The organism is Streptomyces sp. DF42, from assembly GCF_058267695.1.
The window spans coordinates 3005367-3023958 of the sequence record NZ_CM177859.1; the positions used below are offsets into that span (position 1 = coordinate 3005367).

Annotated in this window: 12 protein-coding genes and 3 tRNA genes; 5 read left to right on the forward strand and 10 right to left on the reverse strand. The window is 69.3% G+C overall.

What is annotated here, in order from left to right:
* Positions 1-56 precede the first annotated feature (56 nt).
* Positions 57-1103, reverse strand: a complete 1047-nt coding sequence (locus ACYUED_RS13720; protein WP_491292562.1) for a ferritin-like domain-containing protein — start codon at positions 1101-1103, stop codon at positions 57-59.
* 386 nt (positions 1104-1489) lie between these two features.
* Between ACYUED_RS13720 and ACYUED_RS13725 the strand changes: the two genes are divergently transcribed.
* Complete coding sequence (locus ACYUED_RS13725) at positions 1490-2881, forward strand: Dyp-type peroxidase (RefSeq protein ID WP_491292563.1); 1392 nt, start codon at positions 1490-1492, stop codon at positions 2879-2881.
* Positions 2882-3371: 490 nt separating this feature from the next.
* Here the strand turns inward: ACYUED_RS13725 and ACYUED_RS13730 are convergent, their stop codons facing one another.
* From ACYUED_RS13730 to ACYUED_RS13745, 4 genes are all read right to left on the reverse strand, one after another.
* Complete coding sequence (locus ACYUED_RS13730) at positions 3372-3935, reverse strand: nitroreductase family protein (protein WP_491294249.1); 564 nt, start codon at positions 3933-3935, stop codon at positions 3372-3374.
* Between the two features lie 647 nt (positions 3936-4582).
* Positions 4583-4656: transfer RNA gene (locus tag ACYUED_RS13735), tRNA-Ile, on the reverse strand.
* Between the two features lie 179 nt (positions 4657-4835).
* Positions 4836-4908 (reverse strand) — tRNA-Asn (locus ACYUED_RS13740).
* Positions 4909-4913: 5 nt separating this feature from the next.
* Positions 4914-4986: transfer RNA gene (locus ACYUED_RS13745), tRNA-Asn, on the reverse strand.
* Between the two features lie 143 nt (positions 4987-5129).
* Between ACYUED_RS13745 and ACYUED_RS13750 the strand changes: the two genes are divergently transcribed.
* The 4 genes from ACYUED_RS13750 (at position 5130) to ACYUED_RS13765 (ending at position 10834) form a co-directional block, all read left to right on the forward strand.
* Positions 5130-5435 (forward strand): YtxH domain-containing protein, encoded by a 306-nt coding sequence (locus ACYUED_RS13750; RefSeq protein ID WP_491292564.1) that lies wholly within the window; start codon positions 5130-5132, stop codon positions 5433-5435.
* Between the two features lie 84 nt (positions 5436-5519).
* Entirely contained in the window at positions 5520-6962 is a 1443-nt protein-coding gene (locus ACYUED_RS13755) for an FGGY family carbohydrate kinase (RefSeq protein ID WP_491292565.1), read from the forward strand.
* 207 nt (positions 6963-7169) lie between these two features.
* Positions 7170-8903: an ABC transporter ATP-binding protein gene (locus ACYUED_RS13760; RefSeq protein ID WP_491292566.1), complete on the forward strand. Its 1734-nt coding sequence runs from the start codon at positions 7170-7172 to the stop codon at positions 8901-8903.
* Positions 8903-10834, forward strand: coding sequence for an ABC transporter ATP-binding protein (locus ACYUED_RS13765; RefSeq protein ID WP_491292567.1), 1932 nt, complete (start codon positions 8903-8905; stop codon positions 10832-10834). Before ACYUED_RS13760 ends, ACYUED_RS13765 begins: the two co-directional genes overlap by 1 nt.
* Positions 10835-10972: 138 nt before the next feature.
* Here the strand turns inward: ACYUED_RS13765 and ACYUED_RS13770 are convergent, their stop codons facing one another.
* From ACYUED_RS13770 to ACYUED_RS13790, 5 genes are all read right to left on the reverse strand, one after another.
* On the reverse strand, positions 10973-12274 hold the full coding sequence (locus tag ACYUED_RS13770; protein ID WP_491292568.1) for an RNA polymerase sigma factor: 1302 nt from the start codon (positions 12272-12274) through the stop codon (positions 10973-10975).
* A 532-nt stretch (positions 12275-12806) separates the two neighbouring features.
* Positions 12807-14705 carry a DNA primase gene (gene dnaG, locus ACYUED_RS13775; RefSeq protein ID WP_491292569.1) on the reverse strand — a complete coding sequence of 633 codons (1899 nt, stop codon included), beginning with the start codon at positions 14703-14705 and terminating at the stop codon, positions 12807-12809.
* Positions 14706-14734: 29 nt separating this feature from the next.
* Positions 14735-16000 (reverse strand): NAD(P)/FAD-dependent oxidoreductase, encoded by a 1266-nt coding sequence (locus ACYUED_RS13780; protein ID WP_491292570.1) that lies wholly within the window; start codon positions 15998-16000, stop codon positions 14735-14737.
* A 135-nt stretch (positions 16001-16135) separates the two neighbouring features.
* Positions 16136-17395, reverse strand: a complete 1260-nt coding sequence (locus tag ACYUED_RS13785; protein WP_491292572.1) for a deoxyguanosinetriphosphate triphosphohydrolase — start codon at positions 17393-17395, stop codon at positions 16136-16138.
* Positions 17396-17455: 60 nt separating this feature from the next.
* A complete protein-coding gene (locus ACYUED_RS13790; RefSeq protein ID WP_491292573.1) occupies positions 17456-18421 on the reverse strand; it encodes a sirohydrochlorin chelatase in 966 nt (321 codons plus the stop codon).
* Positions 18422-18592: the final 171 nt, after the last annotated feature.

Here is an 18592-nt window from a genome sequence, read left to right on the forward strand (position 1 = left end):
GGTGTGTTGCCACGTCGTAGTAAGAGTGGGCTGGCAGGATCAACCGCGCCCCTCCGTCAGCCCCCGGTCTCGATGTACCGGAACTCCGGACCGTAATTCTTCCCGCTGCCATCAGGCAGCGGAATCTGCATGAGCTGCTGTGCGATTCCCTGGAGCTGGAACATCTGCCCGACGGATTTGTTCAGCAGTTTCGCCGCCTCGTTCGGCTGATCTGCCTGCCAGGCCCCTTCCAGGAAACGCAGCAGCGAGCTATAGGATCGGTTGAATGTCTCGAGGAGTTCTTTCACCTCGACAGAGACCGGCACCCCGCCCTGAGCCCAACCGCCGGAGGGTACCGTTCCCATGGGAAGCGTGCGAGGCATGGGAATCTCAGCACCGTTGAAGTCGAACCGCCGCGGGTCCTCCGAGACCTGGATCAGCTTACGCCCGTGGAAGATCTCACGGAAGCAATAGAAATGTGCCAGCTCACCAGGTTTGCCGGGGAACGGGTTTTCCGGCGACGCAGCAGTACCTTCGCCCTGTTCCTTGATGATCTCGACAGCAGCCTCAACGTCATCGAACGACGTGAGCGCAACCACATCGTTCCCCTTGCCGTGGGACGACATATCCCTGGTCACTTGCCGCATTCCCGTGATCAGTCCCTGGTGACTCCGGAAGACTTCGAGGATTTCCGAATAGAAGTCCCCGATGGAGGCGTGCACTTTCTCGGGGTCGACGACTGGATCATCAGGCCTCTCAATTTGTGAAAACATGTCGACCGTTTCCCGGGTTAGCCCAGCGAGGGACACCTCCAATCCGGGTCGCACGCCGCCCGGCAGGGGACCCGGGTATTTCGGCACCACACTCGCGTCAGCGATACGTGGCACGCCACCGATGGTGGTGAGCATGTTACAGACGAGGCCCAAGTGGGACATCTCGTCAAAAACGACTTCCTGGATCGCCGCGAAGACGTCGGATCCCTGGTCTTGATCTTCGATGGACCAGAGTCCACACAAATAAGGCGGGAGCGTGGCCAATTCCAACATGATGGCCTGTTGAAGGGCGTTCTTGAGCCACACCGCGTCGTGTTTCTCCGCAGGCATCTGCATGAGTTCGACGATCATGTTGCTTCGATAGTTGAGGGCCGTGGACAACAGTGCACCCCTTCCAGTTCGCGAGCATCCGAAGCAATCTTGCAGACGGAGACGACGAGCCAGCCGCGTGCGGGATCATCCCTGCGGGATTCCACCCATAAGGCCGAACCGTCAAGGGCACAGAGCCGACGCAGGGTGCGCCGCCGTCGCTGGAATTTCGCGTTTCAACCTCATGCCCCGCGCCAGGCAGCCGCCATGACGGTTCGCCACACCCACCCAAGTCGCATATTGCACAAAAACAACTCAAGATAGACATCGGGTCCCGTGCCGCCCTCATCGGCTTTCCGACGCCTCACCGGCGGTTCCCGGCCGGACGCCGGACGGACCACCCCCGGAACTCGACGAAGGGAGCTGATATGTCGGTCGACCTCAGCAGCCAACTCTCGTGGAAAAGCGCCACCGGTGACGCCGAGACAATGCTGGAGAACCTGCAGCCGAACATCCTGAAGGGCCACGTCCGCGAGCATCTCCACATCCTGCTGCTGCAGTTCACCGAGAGCGAGGCGGGCGCCCCGGCGGCCCGCGCATTCCTGGCCGGACTGCTCCCGCTGATGAAATCGGCGAAGGCGCAGCTCGAGGAGGTTGAGGAGCACAGGCTGCGCGGAGTATCGGGCACACCCTATGTCGGAGTGGGTCTGACGAAGGCGGGCTACGACAAGCTGGGCCTGCCCCATGCTCCCTCCGACGAGGCCTTCGAGCGGGGGATGCAGGCCTCCGGCACCAGGGACAAGCTGCGGGACCCGGAGGTCACCCAGTGGGAACCCGGGTTCCGGGAGACGATCCACGCCGTCGTCCTGGTCGGTGACGCCGAACCCACCCCCGCCGACGATCGGCTCCGGGAGGTCGAGGCGCTGCTGCCCGACTCGATCCGGGTGCTCGGCAGGGAACGAGGACGCGGCCTGCACGACGAGGCCGGCCGCGGGATCGAGCACTTCGGCTATGTCGACGGCCGCAGCCAGCCCCTGTTCCTCACCGAGGACCTGGACGACGAACGCCGCCGGACGGATGGGACTTCCGTGTGGGATCCCGCCCAGCCGCTGGAACGCGTCCTGGTAGCGGACCCGGCCGCCCCGAACCCCGAGACGGACTTCGGCAGCTACTTCGTGCTGCGCAAGCTGGAGCAGAACGTCCGGCTGTTCAAGGCGGCCGAGGAGGAGCTCGCCGACACGTTGAAGCTCGACAACAGCGACCGCGACCGGGCGGGCGCGATGCTCGTCGGCCGGTTCCGGGACGGCACCCCACTCACCCTGCAGGCCACGGCTGGAGCGCACAGTCCCGTCATGAACGACTTCGTCTATGCCAGCGACGGCGCCGCCGACAAGTGCCCCTTCCAGGCCCACATCCGCAAGACCAACCCACGCGGGTCCGGCGGCTTCGAACCGCCCGAGACAGAGCGCAGCCACCTCATGGCACGACGGGGACAGACCTACGGGGAACGGGTCGAGGGCGACCTGCCCGAGAGCGGGGTCGGCCTGCTGTTCATGGCGTTCAACTCGGCTCTGAACAACCAGTTCGAATTCACCCAGGCCAACTGGGCGAACTTCGCCGGCTTCCCGAACTCCGGCGACGAGCCGCAGCCCGGCCTCGACCAGGTGATCGGCCAGGGAGAACGGCCGTCGGCACACTGGCCGCGGGTCTGGGGCGAGGAGGAGGACCAGGAGGCCGCGGCAGCTCGGCAGGCCGTGACGATGAAGGGAGGCGAGTATTTCTTCATGCCCTCGCTCTCCTTCCTGCGCAGCCTGTCCTGAAGCCGGCGCCTCAGGCGGCAGACGGCCCCGTCCGTCGCGCCCCGGAACCATCTCCGCGTGTGCGGGGATAGCTCCCGGTCCCGGGTCGACAAGGTGCCGATGGGTTCATCGGCCCTGCGCACGCGGGGACAGCTCCGCCTTCTCGGCCCTTGTCGGTCTTCTCCGATCCTTGTGTCCAACCAACGTCCCGAAGACATCCCGGTAGGCATGTCCGACCGGCACCAAGACGATCGCCCCCACCCCTCGTCCCGGGGTAGAGCACCATCCCCTGACTTCGAGAAGCGAGTTTGCCCACCGGACTGCGCGAAGACCTGGGTCACGGCCTTCCATCGGATCAGCCGGCCGGGACTGAAGGTGCGCGAACCGCGGCGGAGACGCCGGGAACCACGCGGCTCCGCCCGGTGCGCGAGGCGCGGCTGACAACAAGGGCCGCCGGGGCGGGGGCTCCGTGACGGGGTTCCGTGACAGTACGACGATCCTCATAGGGCCATCAGGCCCGGTCGGCCGCCTGGAGCCCGCCGAGGAGTGGCCCGGTCCGGTTCTCCTGGGCGCGCTCGCACGGTGTGAGCGTTGGGCGGGTGCGAGCCGACCGAGCGCACTCGCCGGATGCTTCGTGCGGGCGGAAGAGCCACCGCCCGTCCAGGACGCCAGGGGCGAGCAGGAAGTTCTGCGCGTACATACCGATATCACCGGCCGCCCGCACCCCGTCGCCGAAGGCCGGCATGAACAGGAAGGCGACGTGGGGAGCACCGAAGAAGCTCAGGTTGTCGCGGGCCGCCGTCTTCCTGGCCGTCCGGTCCGAGCGCGGTATCCCCAGGGCCTGGTAGAGGGTCGCAGCGTCGAAGGTGGAGTCGTAGGAAAACCGTCCCTCCTCATCGGCCTTGAGCAGCTGTCCGCTCAGGGCGTCCCGCTCCGCGCCCGAGACGAGGTGCACCGTCCACGGCTGGGTATTGCAGTTCGAGGGTGCGGTTTGAGCGTCTCCCAGCACGCCGTAGATGTCCGACGGGGACAGTGGGGCAGGCAGGTATCCACGCACGGAGCGCCGGGACCGCACAAGGCCGCTGAACGGTGATGGTGTGCTGGGCAAGGTGATTCCTCTCCAAGGCGCTCACTCCCGGCTCGGGCCTGCGGGATGACGGCAAGGGGCAGTGCAGTACGGCAGGCGTGGAACGAGCCGACAGCGGTCGGCATGAAGGCGGCGCAAGGACGCGCCACTGCCCCGCCCAGCTCGCGCAGCAGTTGGCGCAGGCCTTGCGTGCCGAAGTCGCGACGCCAGCGCCTTCTGTGTCAGTCCGGCGTTCTCGCGCGCTCGCGTCACCTTCGGGACGCACATCATCGATGTGTTCGGCACCGACTGGAAGACGATCACACAGACCCGCGAACTGTCGGCGCCGATCCCGGCCCAAGGGACTGCCGATCTCACGTGAACACTGTGTCTGGACTCGCGGCGGGTGCCGACGGGCTGGCACATCGACACCCTCGACGTGGCCGCCGCGCTCAACTAGCCCGGCAGTCCGAGAAGTCGCTGCTCCGGCCGTCGATGACCAACGGACCGTCAACTGGACCGTCTGGGTGGGGGGATTCCACTTCGGGCGAGCACCGGGCGAGCTAGCGATCTTGAACATAACGAGAGGGCCCCGGCCCAGGCGGGGGCCTTCTCGTTGCCGCAGGTGGAAGCGGTTCTGCCCGCGCAGTAGGAGGTGGGGCGGGTGGGACTCGAACCCACGGCCGACGGATTATGAGTCCGCTGCTCTAACCGGCTGAGCTACCGCCCCATAGCGGCGTGTCGCGCACATTTGTGCGCGCCGTCTGCCGCAGCATAGCCGCTCATACGATCTCCTGCTTCGTATGGTCGACTCCGCATGCCCTTGAGGACTCCGCCGTGACCTGCACGGTTCCCAAGGAGCAGGGCCAGACATGAAAAAGGACCCCTTCGGGGTCCTCGTTCAGCATGCTCCCCCGACTGGACTCGAACCAGTAACCTGCCGGTTAACAGCCGGCTGCTCTGCCAATTGAGCTACGGAGGACCGAGCTCCCCCGACTGGACTCGAACCAGTAACCTGCCGGTTAACAGCCGGCTGCTCTGCCAATTGAGCTACGGAGGAATGCCTCGTTGCATCGAACGCACCTACCTGGGTATTCGCCAGGGGGCGGACGCTCGCTGCGACACATACATTAGCGCAAGCAGGGGGGTGCTCCGCCAATCGGTTCCCCCGGCACCGACCGACACGAGGGAAGGATGGCCTCCATGCGCTACAAGCTCACGTTCGTCGTCGGGCTGGCTCTGGGTTACGTGCTGGGCACGCGTGCCGGGCGCGAGCGCTACGAGCAGCTGAAGAAGTCCGCACGCCAGGTCTCTCAGAACCCGGCCGTCCGCAACACCGCCGAGACGGCCGCCCAGCAGGGCCGCCAGTTCGCCGGCAAGGCGTATCACGCGGTGAGCGAGAAGGTCGGCGACCGCGTCCCCGACTCGGTGACCCAGCGGGTCCGGTCCCTGCGGGACCGCAACGCCAACGGCGCCGCAGAGGACGACTGGGGCACCACCAATACGTAGGTCCACGGCGCCGCGGGCCCCGTCGGACCGGTACCCGCCGGTCGGCAGACGCCCCCGCGGCGTTCGGCCCATAGAATTTTCGCCATGGGGATAGTCGCCGGGTTGGACAGTGCGCCCGATTTCACTCGCATCGTCGTCTGCGACACGGACACGGGTGCCGTGCTCAGGCAGGGGTATGCCCCGCATCCGGTGGACGGTGATCGCCCTGCCGACGTCGACCCGCAGGCCTGGCTGCTTTCGCTCGGTGAAGCGGCCGGCGGTGGACTCCTCGAAGGCGTGCAGGCCATCGGCGTGTCGGCGCAGCAGAACGCGGTCGTGCCCCTGGACTCCCAGGGCGGCACCGTACGTCCCGCGATGGTCGGCGGTGACAAGCGTGCCCAGGTGGCGGCGGCCGATCTGATCGACGCGCTCGGCGGGCGCGAGGCGTGGGCGCAGGCGGTGGGGTGCGTACCGCAGGCCGCGCAGCCGGTGACCAAATTGCGCTGGCTGGCGAAGAACGAACCCGATGCGGCACTGCGCACGGCGATGCTGATGCAGGCGCACGACTGGCTGGTGTGGCAGTTGCTGGGGAGACCGGTCAGAAGGACCACCGACCGGGGCGGGGCCTCCGGCACCGGTTACTGGTCGGCGGCCACCGGCAACTACCGGTCCGATCTCGTCGAGCTGGCGCTCGGTCACCAGGCCATGCTGCCCGAGGTGATCGGCCCGTCCGATGCGGCCGGTACGACCCCGGAGGGGCTGCTGATCTCCTCCGGGACCGGTGAGACCATGGCCGCCGCCTTCGGTCTGGGGATCGGGCTCGGGGATGCCGTGGTGTCCCTCGGGGCGTCCGGTTCCGTGATGGCCGTGCACCGCGAGGCCCTGGTCGACAACACCGGGATGATCACGTCCCTGGCCGACGCGACCGGCATGCACCTGCCCGTCGTCACCACGCTGAACGCCGTGCGGACCCTGCGCGGGACCGCCGAACTGCTCGGGCTGCCCGATCTGGAGAGCCTGTCCGAGCTGGCGATGAAGTCGACGCCCGGCGCGCACGGGCTCGTCATGCTGCCGTATCTGGAGGGTGAGCGGACGCCGAACCTGCCGCACACCGCGGGCTCGATCGCGGGGCTGCGGCGGGAGTCGATGAAGGCGGAACACCTGGCCCGGGCGGCGTTCGAGGGCATGCTGTGCGGGCTCGCGGACGCGCTGGACGTGCTGCGCGGCCGGGGTGTCGAGGTGCGGCGGGTCTTCCTGCTGGGGGCGGCGGCCGAACTGACCGCGGTGCAGGCGGCGGCGCCCATGCTGTTCGGGGCGCAGGTCGTCGTACCGCAGCCCGCGGACTACGCGGCGATCGGTGCCGCCCGGCAGGCCGCCTGGGCGCTCGGCGTGTCGCAGGGCACTCTCGACCCGCGCACGCCGCCGGCCTGGCAGGGCGCGACCGCGCAGATGCTGGAGCCCGGCGACGAGCTGGCGGTCGGCCAGGCGGTGCGGCAGCAGTTCGTTTCCGTAAGGGAACAGACACACCCCGGCGCTTTCCGCCCATAAGGCGGCACTGCATCATTCCGGGGGGCAACCCCCGGACCCCCGGCAGAAAGGCAGGTCAGCCGGGGTGGCCGACGCGGCATCGCGAGGCGTGCCCGAATTGAGAGCACTGCTGTCGGCTTAATCGGTTGAGGTAACACGGGTGGAGTGTCCGACGATAGGAGCCTGGGGCATCAAGCCCGCCCCACCGCCGACTCCGAGAGACGTAGCGTGCTCATACGACTTCTGCGGACCTACCTCAGGCCCTACAACAAACCCGTCGCCCTGCTGGTGCTTCTGCAGCTCCTGCAGACCTGCGCCACCCTCTATCTGCCCACTCTGAACGCCCACATCATCGACCAAGGCGTAGTGAAGGGTGACACCGGCTACATCCTCTCATTCGGCGCCCTGATGATCGGCATCTCACTGGTGCAGGTCGTGTGCAACATCGGTGCCGTGTACCACGGCGCCCGCACCGCCTCCGCACTCGGCCGGGACCTGCGCGCGTCCGTGTTCGACCGGGTGCAGTCCTTCTCGGCGCGGGAGGTCGGTCACTTCGGCGCGCCCTCGCTGATCACCCGTACGACCAATGACGTGCAGCAGGTCCAGATGCTGGCCCTGATGACGTTCACGCTGATGGTGTCGGCGCCGATCATGTGCGTGGGCGGCATCGTGCTGGCACTCGGCCTGGACGTGCCGCTGTCCGGTGTGCTGATCGCCGTGGTCCCGACGCTGGGCATCTGCGTCACGCTGATCGTGCGGAAGCTGCGACCGCTGTTCCGGGCCATGCAGGTCCGCCTGGACACGGTCAACCGGGTGCTGCGCGAGCAGATCACCGGCAACCGTGTGATCAGGGCCTTCGTGCGGGACGAGTACGAGAAGGACCGGTTCCGCAAAACCAACGCCGACCTCACCGAGATGCAGCTGAAGACCGGCAACCTGCTCGCGCTGATGTTCCCGGTGGTCATGACCACGGTCAACCTGTCGTCGATCGCGGTGGTGTGGTTCGGTGCCCACCGGATCGACAGCGGCGGGATGCAGATCGGCGACCTGACCGCGTTTCTCGCCTACCTCATGCAGATCGTCATGTCCGTGATGATGGCCACCTTCATGTTCATGATGGTGCCGCGCGCGGAGGTGTGTGCCGAGCGGATCGAGGAGGTGCTCGGGACGTCCTCCAGCGTGGTGCCGCCGGTGGCTCCGGTCACCGAGCTGCGCCGGCACGGTCATCTGGAGATCCGGGGTGCCGGGTTCCGCTATCCCGGTGCCGAGGAGCCCGTGCTCAAGGCGATCAACCTGGTCGCGCGGCCCGGCGAGGTGACCGCCGTCATCGGCTCGACGGGCAGTGGCAAGTCGACGCTGCTGGGGCTCGTCCCGCGCCTGTTCGACGCCACCGACGGCGAGGTGCTCGTCGACGGCACGGACGTGGCGTCGATCGAACCGACGCTGCTGGCGAAGACGGTCGGGCTGGTGCCGCAGAAGCCGTACCTGTTCGCCGGGACGGTCGCGACCAACCTGCGCTACGGCAATCCGGACGCCACGGACGAGGAGCTGTGGCACGCGCTGGAGGTGGCGCAGGCCAAGGACTTCGTGCAGAAGCTCGAAGCCGGGCTCGACGCCCCGATCTCGCAGGGCGGCACGAACGTCTCCGGCGGTCAGCGGCAGCGGCTCGCCATCGCCCGGACGCTGGTGCAGCGACCGGAGATCTACCTCTTCGACGACTCCTTCTCCGCGCTCGACTACGCCACCGACGCGGCGCTGCGTGCGGCGCTCGCCCAGGAGACCGCGGAAGCGACCGTCGTGATCGTCGCCCAGCGGGTGGCGACCATCCGGGAAGCGGACCGGATCGTCGTCCTCGACGAGGGACTTGTCGTCGGGATCGGCCGCCATCACGAGCTGATGGCGGGCAACGAGACCTATCGGGAGATCGTGCTCTCCCAGCTGACGGAAGCGGAGGCTGCCTGATGGCCGGGCCGATGGCGCGGATGATGGGCCAGGGCGGCGGCCCCGACAGCCGTTCGATGGACTTCAAGGTGTCGGGCAAACGCCTGGTCGCCCGGTTCAAACCGGAACGTCTCACGATCTACGCGCTGCTGGTCTGCGTGGTCGTGAGCGTCGGCCTGAACGTGATCGGGCCGAAGATCCTCGGCAAGGCCACCGACCTCGTCTTCGCCGGCATCGTCGGGCGTCAGATGCCGGCCGGGGCCACCAAGGAACAGGTGCTCACGTCGATGCGGGAGCGGGGGCAGGGCCAGGTCGCCGACATGCTCCGCAGCACCGACTTCACGCCCGGCAAGGGCATCGACTTCGGCGCCGTGGGCAACGTGCTGCTGATCGCGCTGTGTACGTTCCTGGCCGCCGGTCTGCTGATGGCGGTGGCGACGCGGCTGGTGAACCGGGCCGTCAACCGGACCATGTACCGGATGCGTGAGGACGTGCAGGCGAAGCTGTCGCGACTGCCGTTGTCGTACTTCGACAAGCGTCAGCGCGGTGAGGTGCTGTCCCGGGCGACGAACGACATCGACAACATCGGCCAGACGCTGCAGCAGTCGATGAGCCAGCTGATCAACTCGGTGCTGACCATCATCGGCGTGCTCGCGGTGATGTTCTGGGTGTCCTGGCTGCTGGCGCTGGTCGCGCTGGTCACGGTGCCGCTGTCGTTCGTCGTCGCCACCCGCGTCGGCAAGCGCTCGCAGCCGCACTTCGTGCAGCAGTGGCGCTCCACCGGCAAGCTGAACGCCCACATCGAGGAGATGTACACCGGCCACACGCTGGTGAAGGTGTTCGGGCGGCAGGAGGAGTCGGCGCAGCAGTTCGCCGAGCAGAACGACGCGCTGTACGAGGCCGGGTTCAAGGCGCAGTTCAACAGCGGGGTCATGCAGCCGCTGATGATGTTCGTGTCGAACCTCAACTACGTGCTGGTGGCGGTCGTCGGTGGTCTGCGGGTCGCGTCCGGCGCGCTGTCGATCGGTGACGTGCAGGCCTTCATCCAGTACTCTCGGCAGTTCTCGATGCCGCTGACGCAGGTCGCCTCGATGGCGAACCTGGTGCAGTCGGGCGTCGCCTCGGCCGAGCGGATCTTCGAACTCCTGGACGCGGAGGAGCAGGAGGCGGATCCGGTGCGCGCCGAGCGGCCCGAGGAGCTGCGGGGGCTGGTGGAGCTGGACAGCATCTCCTTCCGCTACGACCCCGACAAGCCGCTGATCGAGAACCTGTCCCTGAAGGCGGAACCCGGGCACACCGTCGCGATCGTCGGCCCGACGGGAGCCGGCAAGACCACGCTGGTCAATCTGCTCATGCGGTTCTACGACGTGTCCGGCGGGCGTATCACTCTCGACGGCGTCGACATCGCGAGCATGTCCCGGGACGAACTGCGGGCCGGGATCGGCATGGTGCTGCAGGACACATGGCTGTTCGGCGGCACGATCGCGGAGAACATCGCGTACGGCGCCTCGCGGGAGGTCACCCGGGGCGAGATCGAGGAGGCGGCGCGGGCCGCGCACGCCGACCGGTTCGTGCGCACCCTTCCCGACGGCTACGACACCGTGATCGACGACGAGGGCTCGGGCGTCAGCGCCGGTGAGAAGCAGCTCATCACCATCGCGCGGGCGTTCCTGTCGGACCCGACGATCCTGGTGCTCGACGAGGCGACGAGTTCGGTGGACACCCGCACCGAGGTGCTGATCCAGAAGGCGATGGCGAAGCTGGCGCACGGCAGGACGTCGTTCGTGATCGCGCACCGGCTGTCGACCATCCGGGACGCGGACACGATCCTCGTCATGGAGAACGGGTCGATCGTGGAACAGGGCGCCCATACGGACCTGTTGGCGGCCGACGGGGCGTACGGGCGGCTGTACAAGGCGCAGTTCGCCCAGGCGGTGGCCGAGGTCGACTAGTCGCTCCGCGGGGAGTGCCGCGATGGGTCGTCGGTTGTCCGGCGGCCCGTCGTGGCCTGTCGCGCCCACGCGGCGGAGCCGCATATCGACACATCCCCGCGCCCCCAGGGGGTCGCCAACTGCCGACAGCGAAAGATTTCAGTCGAGGTATCCCCGCAACTGATCCGCGAATGCGTGATCCCGCAGTTTGTTGAGGGTCTTCGACTCGATCTGCCGTATCCGTTCCCGGGTGACGCCGAAGATGCGGCCTATCTCCTCCAGGGTGCGTGGGCGGCCGTCGGCCAGGCCGTAGCGGAGCTGGACCACCTTGCGCTCGCGCTCGCCGAGCGTCGACAGCACCGCCTCCAGGTGTTCGCGCAGCAGCAGGAACGCCGCCGACTCCACGGGGGACGTCGCGTCGCCGTCCTCGATCAGGTCGCCGAGGGCCACGTCGTCCTCCTCGCCCACCGGGGCGTGCAGAGAAACGGGTTCCTGGGCCAGGCGGAGGACCTCGCTGACGCGTTCCGGCGGCAGTTCGAGGTGGTCGGCGACTTCTTCCGGCGTCGGCTCGTAGCCGCGTTCCTGCAGCATGCGGCGCTGGACGCGGACGACCCGGTTGATCAACTCGACGACGTGGACCGGGACTCGGATGGTCCGGGCCTGGTCGGCGAGGGCCCGGGACATGGCCTGGCGGATCCACCAGGTGGCGTAGGTGGAGAACTTGTAGCCGCGGGCGTAGTCGAACTTCTCGACGGCGCGGATCAGGCCCAGGTTCCCTTCCTGGACGAGGTCGAGCATGGTCAGCCCGCGGCCGACGTACCGCTTGGCCACGGACACCACGAGCCGCAGATTCGCCTCGATGAGGCGGCGCTTGGCCATGCGGCCCATGACGACGAGCCGGTCCAGGTCGAGCGCGAGCTGGCTGTCCAGGTCGGGTGCCGAGCCGAGCCTCTCCTCGGCGAACAGGCCGGCCTCGACGCCGCGCGCGAGGTCGACCTCCTCGGCCGCGGTCAGCAGCGGGATGCGGCCGATCTCGCGCAGGTACTGGCGGAACAGGTCCGAGGACGGGCCTGCGGTGTCGGCCGCGCGGGCCCGCGGCGGTGCCACCGGCTCGGGGTCCTCCGCGGTCTCCAGCGCCTCTGCGAGCGGTTCGGCCGGCTCGGGCGGGCTCTCGGGCTCCGCCTCGGGGTGGTGCGCGACACGGGTCTGCGGGGGCACCGCGACGAGCGGATCGGTCTCGGCGTCCGGCTCCGTGCCGTCCGTACTCTTGTCGGTCTGGGTGAGGGTCTGGGTCTGCACGGGGGCGACCTCCAGGATGATCGCTGCTGAGGTGTGCGGCAGCGCTGCTTCGGGAGCGGAGTCGACGGCCTCGCCGCTGTCCGTCCCGTACGCGATGAGCGCAGCCGCGGGGTTGTGGGACCCGTGTGGGACGGATCGGCCGCGCTCCGAGGACTCAGGCACCGGACCCCAGTGTGGAGTACGACACATCGCCGCCACGAGGGGCGTGCGGTGACTTTTTGCAATCGGGCTGTGACCGGGTGGTTACCGTCACAAAGAGCCCGGATGTCCGCGCACCGCCTGATCTGGCACGATCGCCGCACGCTGCGCCGGTGGGCGGTGGTGCGCCATCAGCCATTGCTCACCCTGTCGGGTTCCCCGTCCCGCGCGGCCGAATCGGCTCCGGCACGCGAGGCGGCGGCGCGACCTCGGGCGGCACGCCGAGCACGGCGCGACGTCCCTGGTGCCTGTGGTGAAAGTGGCGTCGCCGCCCGAAGAGCGGCCGCGCGCCCGCCGCGGCAGCGGCTTGTGTCATCGTCGGTGCGCGCGCCGGGACTCCCCCGGCCGGAGGCTGGGGGCGTGCCGTCCGGAAGCCCTCGTACTGGGCGTACCCGGGCTTTCGGCGGTGCGGCGAGTGGGGGCGCCTCCCACGCCATCAAGGCAGTGGGGGAGCGTGCCGGGCGTCGCGCGGCAGACGCCACATTCGCAACAGGTCCTAGAGGGCGGCGGCCCCGTGCTCCCTGAGCGCCTGGTCGTACTGCTGGAGCACCCACAACTCGTTCTGTACGGCTGCCAGTTGGGCCGGGTCGCTCTGTGTGCCGAGGCGGGTGAAGGTGCTCTGGACGTCGCGGACGCGGCGCTCCACGGCTCGGCGGCGGACGGTGACGAGCTGGTCACCCGCGTAGTTGTCGTCGACCGTGCGGCGCATGATCGCCTCGACGGCCAGCTCCGTGACCATCGCGCGCACCGCGTCGTCCGGTGCCGCCTCACGGACGCGGACCAGGTAGTCCTGCGCGTCCTGTACGCCGTACTCCGCGCCGCCCGCCTCCATGATCGCCTCGCGTACGGCGGCGTAGGGCGCGGCGGTGAACTCGTCGGCGCCGTACGCGTCGAAGGCCGGGGAGACCAACTCGGGGCGCTGGAGGGCGAGTTTGAGGAGTTCGCGTTCGGTGGCGTAGACGGGGTTGCGGAGGTTGAGGGCCGGGCCGGAGGTCACGGGGCGGGGGGCGGCGTCGTACGACTGCGGGCCCCGGGCCGGTGCCGGTCCCCTGCCGCCGCGGTCGCGGGCCCAACGGGCCAGCTGGGCCACGCGCTTGACGACGAACTGGGTGTCGAGGATGCCGAGCATGCCGGCGAGCTGGACGGCGACCTCGTGCTGGGCGCCGCTGTTCTTGATGCGGGCGACGATCGGGGCCGCCTCGTCCAGGGCTGCCGCCCGGCCGGCGGGGGTGTCGAGGTCGTAGCGGACCACGATCTGGCGGAGCGCGAACTCGAAGAGCGGCGTGCGGGGTTCGGTCAGGTCCGCGACCGCCTCGTCGCCCTTCGCCAGGCGCAGCTCGCAGGGGTCCATACCGTCGGGGGCGATCGCGATGTACGTCTCGGCGGCGAACTTCTGGTCGTCCTCGAAGGCGCGCAGGGCCGCTTTCTGGCCGGCCGCGTCGCCGTCGAAGGTGAAGATCACCCGGGCCGAGCCGTTGTCCATCAGCAGCCGGCGGAGGATCTTGATGTGGTCGCCGCCGAAGGCCGTGCCGCAGGTCGCGATGGCGGTCGTGACGCCGGCCAGGTGGCAGGCCATGACGTCGGTGTAGCCCTCGACCACGACCGCGCGGCTGGCCTTGGCGATGTCCTTCTTCGCGAGGTCGATGCCGTAGAGGACCTGGGACTTCTTGTAGATCGCCGTGTCGGGCGTGTTGAGGTACTTGGGGCCGTTGTCCGCCTCGTACAGCTTGCGGGCGCCGAAGCCGACGACCTCGCCGCCGATGTCGCGGATCGGCCACATCAGACGGCCGCGGAATCGGTCGATGGGGCCGCGGCGGCCCTCCTGGGAGAGGCCGGAGAGGAGGAGTTCCTTGTCGGTGAAGCCCTTGCCGCGGAGGTAGCGGGTGAGGTGGTCCCAGCCCTGGGGGCTGTAGCCGACGGAGAAGTGCTCGGCGGCGGACTGGTCGAAGCCGCGCTCGGCGAGGAACTTGCGGCCGGTGTCGGCCTCCGGGCTGGTCGCGAGCTGTTCGACGTACCACTGGGCGGCGATCTTGTGGGCCTCGACCAGGCGGATGCGCTCGCCGCGCTGGTGAGCGGGGTTGTAGCCGCCCTCCTCATAGCGGAGGGTGATGCCGGCCTGCGCGGCGAGGCGCTCGACCGACTCCGAGAAGGTGAGGTGGTCGACCTTCATCACGAACGTGATGGTGTCGCCGCCCTCCTGGCAGCCGAAGCAGTGGAAGAGTCCCTTGCTCGGGCTGACCTGGAACGACGGCGACTTCTCCTCGTGGAAGGGGCACAGGCCCTTGAGGTTGCCACCGCCCGCGTTGCGCAGCTGGAGGTACTCGGACACCACGGCGTCGATCGGGACCGCGTCCCGTACCGCCTTCACGTCCTCGTCGTTGATCCGTCCTGCCACGCGTGAATTCTACGGTGATGGTCCGACATCTAAGGGACGAGGTTTTCGAGCGGAACGTGCGGGTCCGCCAGTGCCTCCGTGTCCACCTGTGTCCTTGAGCGAATCAGCCGCTGGATGGGCTCTGTGACGTCCCACACGTTCACGTTCATCCCGGCCAGCACTCGGCCGTCCTTGACCCAGAAGGCGATGAACTCACGCTTGCCGGCGTCCCCCCGGATCACCACTTCGTCGTAGGAGCCCGGGGGCGCCCAGCCGGAGTACTCCATCCCGAGGTCGTACTGGTCGGAGAAGAAATAGGGCACGCGGTCGTAGGTGACGTCCTGGCCGAGCATCGCGCGCGCGGCCGCCGGTCCGCCGTTCAGTGCGTTGGCCCAGTGCTCGACGCGCAGCCGGGTGTCGAAGAGGGCGTGCGGGAAGGACACGACGTCACCGGCCGCGTAGATGTCGGGGTCGGAGGTGCGCAGCCGTTCGTCGACCACCACGCCGCCGCCGTACCGCCGGTCGGCGATCTCCAGGCCCGCCGCCTCCGCGAGGCCGATGCGGGGGGCCGCGCCGATCGCCGCGAGGACGTCGTGGGCGGGGTGTTCCTCCCCGTCGTCGGTGCGGGCGGCGAGGACCATGCCGTCCTGGCCGACGATCTCCGTCAGCCGCGCGCCGAAGTGGAAGCGGACGCCGTGCTCGCGGTGCAGCTCGGCGAAGAGGTTGCCGAGTTCGGGGCCGAGGACCGCGTGCAGCGGCGTCGCCGACGGCTCGACGACGGTGACCTCCGCGCCGTACTCGCGGGCCGCCGCCGCGACCTCCATGCCGATCCAGCCGGCCCCGGCGATCACGATGTGGCCGTTGTCCCGGCCGAGGGCGGCCAGCACGCCCTTGAGCCGCTCGGCGTGGGCGAGGCGGCGCAGGTGGTGGACGCCCGCGAGGTCGGTCCCGGGGATGTCGAGGCGGCGGGGCTCGGCGCCGGTCGCGAGCAGCAGCTTGTCGTAGCGGACCAGCGTGCCGTCCCCGCCGAAGCGGACGGTCTTCGCCTCGCGGTCGATGGCCTCCACGGTCTCGCCGAGGTGCAGCTCGATGTCGTTGCGCGCGTACCAGGCCGGTTCGTGGACGAAGACGCTGTCGCGCTCCTCCTTGCCCAGCAGATAGCCCTTGGACAGCGGCGGGCGCTCGTACGGGTGGTCGCGTTCGTCGCAGATCAGTATCACGCGGCCGCTGAAGCCCTCCGCTCGGAGCGTCTCGGCCGCCTTGGCGCCGGCGAGGCCGCCTCCGACGATGATGAATGTCTGATCCGCGTCGACCACTTGATGCCTCCTCGTGATGATGCCGCCACATGCGAGCGTCCCGCACGGAGCGTGATGCGGGAAGAGGTAGTGGCCCGATCAGGCCACGGAGGGTCACATTCGGGCTCGTTTGGCGTCACCCGCCTCCCGCCAGTCTCACAGATGGCCCGTCAGACGCGCGTGAAGCGAGCGGGCCGAGGCGTCGGTGAGGGAGGCGATCTGGTCGACGATCACGCGCTTGCGGGCCCGGTCGTCGGGGGCCTGGTCGAACAGGGCGCGGAACTGGGGGTCTAGGCCGTCCGGGGCACGGACGGTGAGTGCCTCGGCCAGCTCGGCGACCACGATCCGCTGGTCGGCCCGCAGCCGCTCCTGCTCGGCGCGCTGCATGACGTACCGGTCGGCGACCGCCTTGAGGACCGCGCACTCCAGCCGGGTCTCGTGCGGTACGACGAGTTCGGCGCCGTACCGGGTGAGCCGGCCGGTGCCGTACGCCGCGCGCGTGGCGGTCTCGGCGGCGAGGCAGAAGCGGCCGATGAGCTGGCTGGTGGCGTCCTTGAGGCGGGCCTGGGCGCCTGCGGAACCGTCGTAGCCGTGCGGCCACCAGTCCTCGTCCTGGAGGCGGTCCAGGGCGGCGGCGAGCTCGGCGGGGTCGGTGTCCGCGGGGACATAGCGGGCGACGGCGACCTCGAAGACCGCCTGCCGTTCGGGTTCGGCATGCAGGCAGTTGGGGTCGATGTGGCCGGCGTGCAGGCCGTCCTCGACGTCGTGCACCGAGTACGCCACGTCGTCCGACCAGTCCATGACCTGGGCCTCGAAGGTGGTACGGGTGCCGGGGGCCTCCTTGCGGACCCAGTCGAAGACGGGGCGGTCGTCCTCGTAGACGCCGAACTTCCGGGAGCCGGGGTCCGTGGGGTGGGCGCCCCGGGGCCAGGGGTACTTGGTGGCGGCGTCGAGGGCGGCGCGGGTGAGGTTGAGGCCGACGGAGCGGGAGCCGTGGTCGGTGAAGCGTTTGGGCTCGATGCGGGTGAGGAGTCTCAGGGACTGGGCGTTGCCCTCGAAGCCGCCGCAGTCCTCAGCGAATTCGTTGAGCGCCTGTTCGCCGTTGTGGCCGAAGGGGGGATGGCCGAGGTCGTGGGAGAGGCAGGCGGCTTCCACGAGGTCGGGGTCGCAGCCGAGGGCGGCGCCCAGCTCCCGGCCGACCTGGGCGCACTCCAGGGAGTGGGTGAGGCGGGTGCGGGGGCTGGCGTCCCACACCTGGCTGCGGGTGCCTGGGGTGACGACCTGGGTCTTGCCTGCGAGCCTTCTCAGCGCCGAGGAGTGCAGGATGCGCGCCCGGTCCCGCTGGAAGGCGGTGCGGCCGGGGCGTTTGTCAGGTTCCGGGGCCCAGCGTTCGGTTGAGGACAGGTCGTACGGCATGACTCGACACTAAGGGCACGGACTGACAATCCGGCCATGCATCTGCCGAGTGCGGTGCTGTCATACGGCGAGTGCGGGGTGTGCGGGGCTGGTCGCGCCCCGCGGCGCAGCCGCGTATCGACTCGGCCCCGCGCCCCTGAGGTCGGTGATCGGCGCCTGCGTCGACAGTGCCTGGTCGTAGCGGTGGAGGACCAGCTCGGCCATCGCGGGATGCGTGCCCAGGGGGGCCGAGGCGATCCACGGGGCCGCCTGGGCGCACTCCGTGGCGAAGCGGCCGGGGGCCGTGAAGTACGAGGCGACGGCCACCCGGTGGCGGCCGCTCGCGGTCAGGGCGCGGATCGCGTCCGGGACCCTCGGGGCGGCTGTGGTGGCGTAGGCGGGGACCACCGGGACGCCCAGGCGTTGGGACAGCAGGTGGGCCGTGCGGTTGGTGTCGACCTTGGACTCCGGGTCCCGGGAGCCGGCCGCGGCGAGGACCACGGCGCTCACCCGGCGGGCCTTGTCGTCCATACGGGTGCGCCAGCCGGCCTCGACCAGACGCTCGGCCAGGGTCTCCACGAGGAGGGGGTGCGGACCGAGCGGGGCGGCCACGCGCGTGCGTGCCTCGGCCGCGGCGGCCATCTCCGGGATGTCCTGCTTGACGTGATAGCCGCGGCCGAGGAGCAGGGGGACGAGGACCGCCTCGCCGGTACCCAGGCCGGCGAGCGTGTCGGGCAGCAGGGGTTCGTTCAGTTCGATGTGGCCGAGGTGGACCGGAAGGCCGGGGCGCTGCTCGCGGACGCGGTCCAGGAGCGTGCGGACGGTGCTCAGAGCGCGCGGGTCGCGGCTGCCGTGCGCCACGACGACGAGCGCGGGAGGGCCGGGGCGCCGACTGCCGTTGAGGGATACGAGGCTGAGCTGGCTGGCGAGCTGGCTGCTGATCCGGTTCATGAGGTGCGCCGTACTGTCGAGGTGGGCCGCCTGGAGTGGCAGGGCCGCACCGGGCTTGGACACGGACTCGTCGCGAGGAGGGTTCGACGGCGTCATGGACCGATGGTGGCGGCGAGAGGTTGCCACGCCGTTGCACGAGAATGACGGGCTTTTTCCGGCAGTTCACCGTGGGGTGTGTGGGGGGTGTGAGGCGACGTGACCTGCGGTTTCCCATCTTGGAGTGAACCTGGTCACGTATCACGTGCCGAACCGTCCGGCCTGACAGGG

Bases quoted from the DNA above. Each gene is read 5' to 3' on its own strand.
- ACYUED_RS13720 (WP_491292562.1), bottom strand. From the start codon at position 1,103: ATGATCGTCGAACTCATGCAGATGCCTGCGGAGAAACACGACGCGGTG.
- ACYUED_RS13725 (WP_491292563.1), top strand. From the start codon at position 1,490: ATGTCGGTCGACCTCAGCAGCCAACTCTCGTGGAAAAGCGCCACCGGT.
- ACYUED_RS13750 (WP_491292564.1), top strand. From the start codon at position 5,130: ATGCGCTACAAGCTCACGTTCGTCGTCGGGCTGGCTCTGGGTTACGTG.
- ACYUED_RS13755 (WP_491292565.1), top strand. From the start codon at position 5,520: ATGGGGATAGTCGCCGGGTTGGACAGTGCGCCCGATTTCACTCGCATC.
- ACYUED_RS13765 (WP_491292567.1), top strand. From the start codon at position 8,903: ATGGCCGGGCCGATGGCGCGGATGATGGGCCAGGGCGGCGGCCCCGAC.
- ACYUED_RS13785 (WP_491292572.1), bottom strand. From the start codon at position 17,395: ATGCCGTACGACCTGTCCTCAACCGAACGCTGGGCCCCGGAACCTGAC.
- ACYUED_RS13790 (WP_491292573.1), bottom strand. From the start codon at position 18,421: ATGACGCCGTCGAACCCTCCTCGCGACGAGTCCGTGTCCAAGCCCGGT.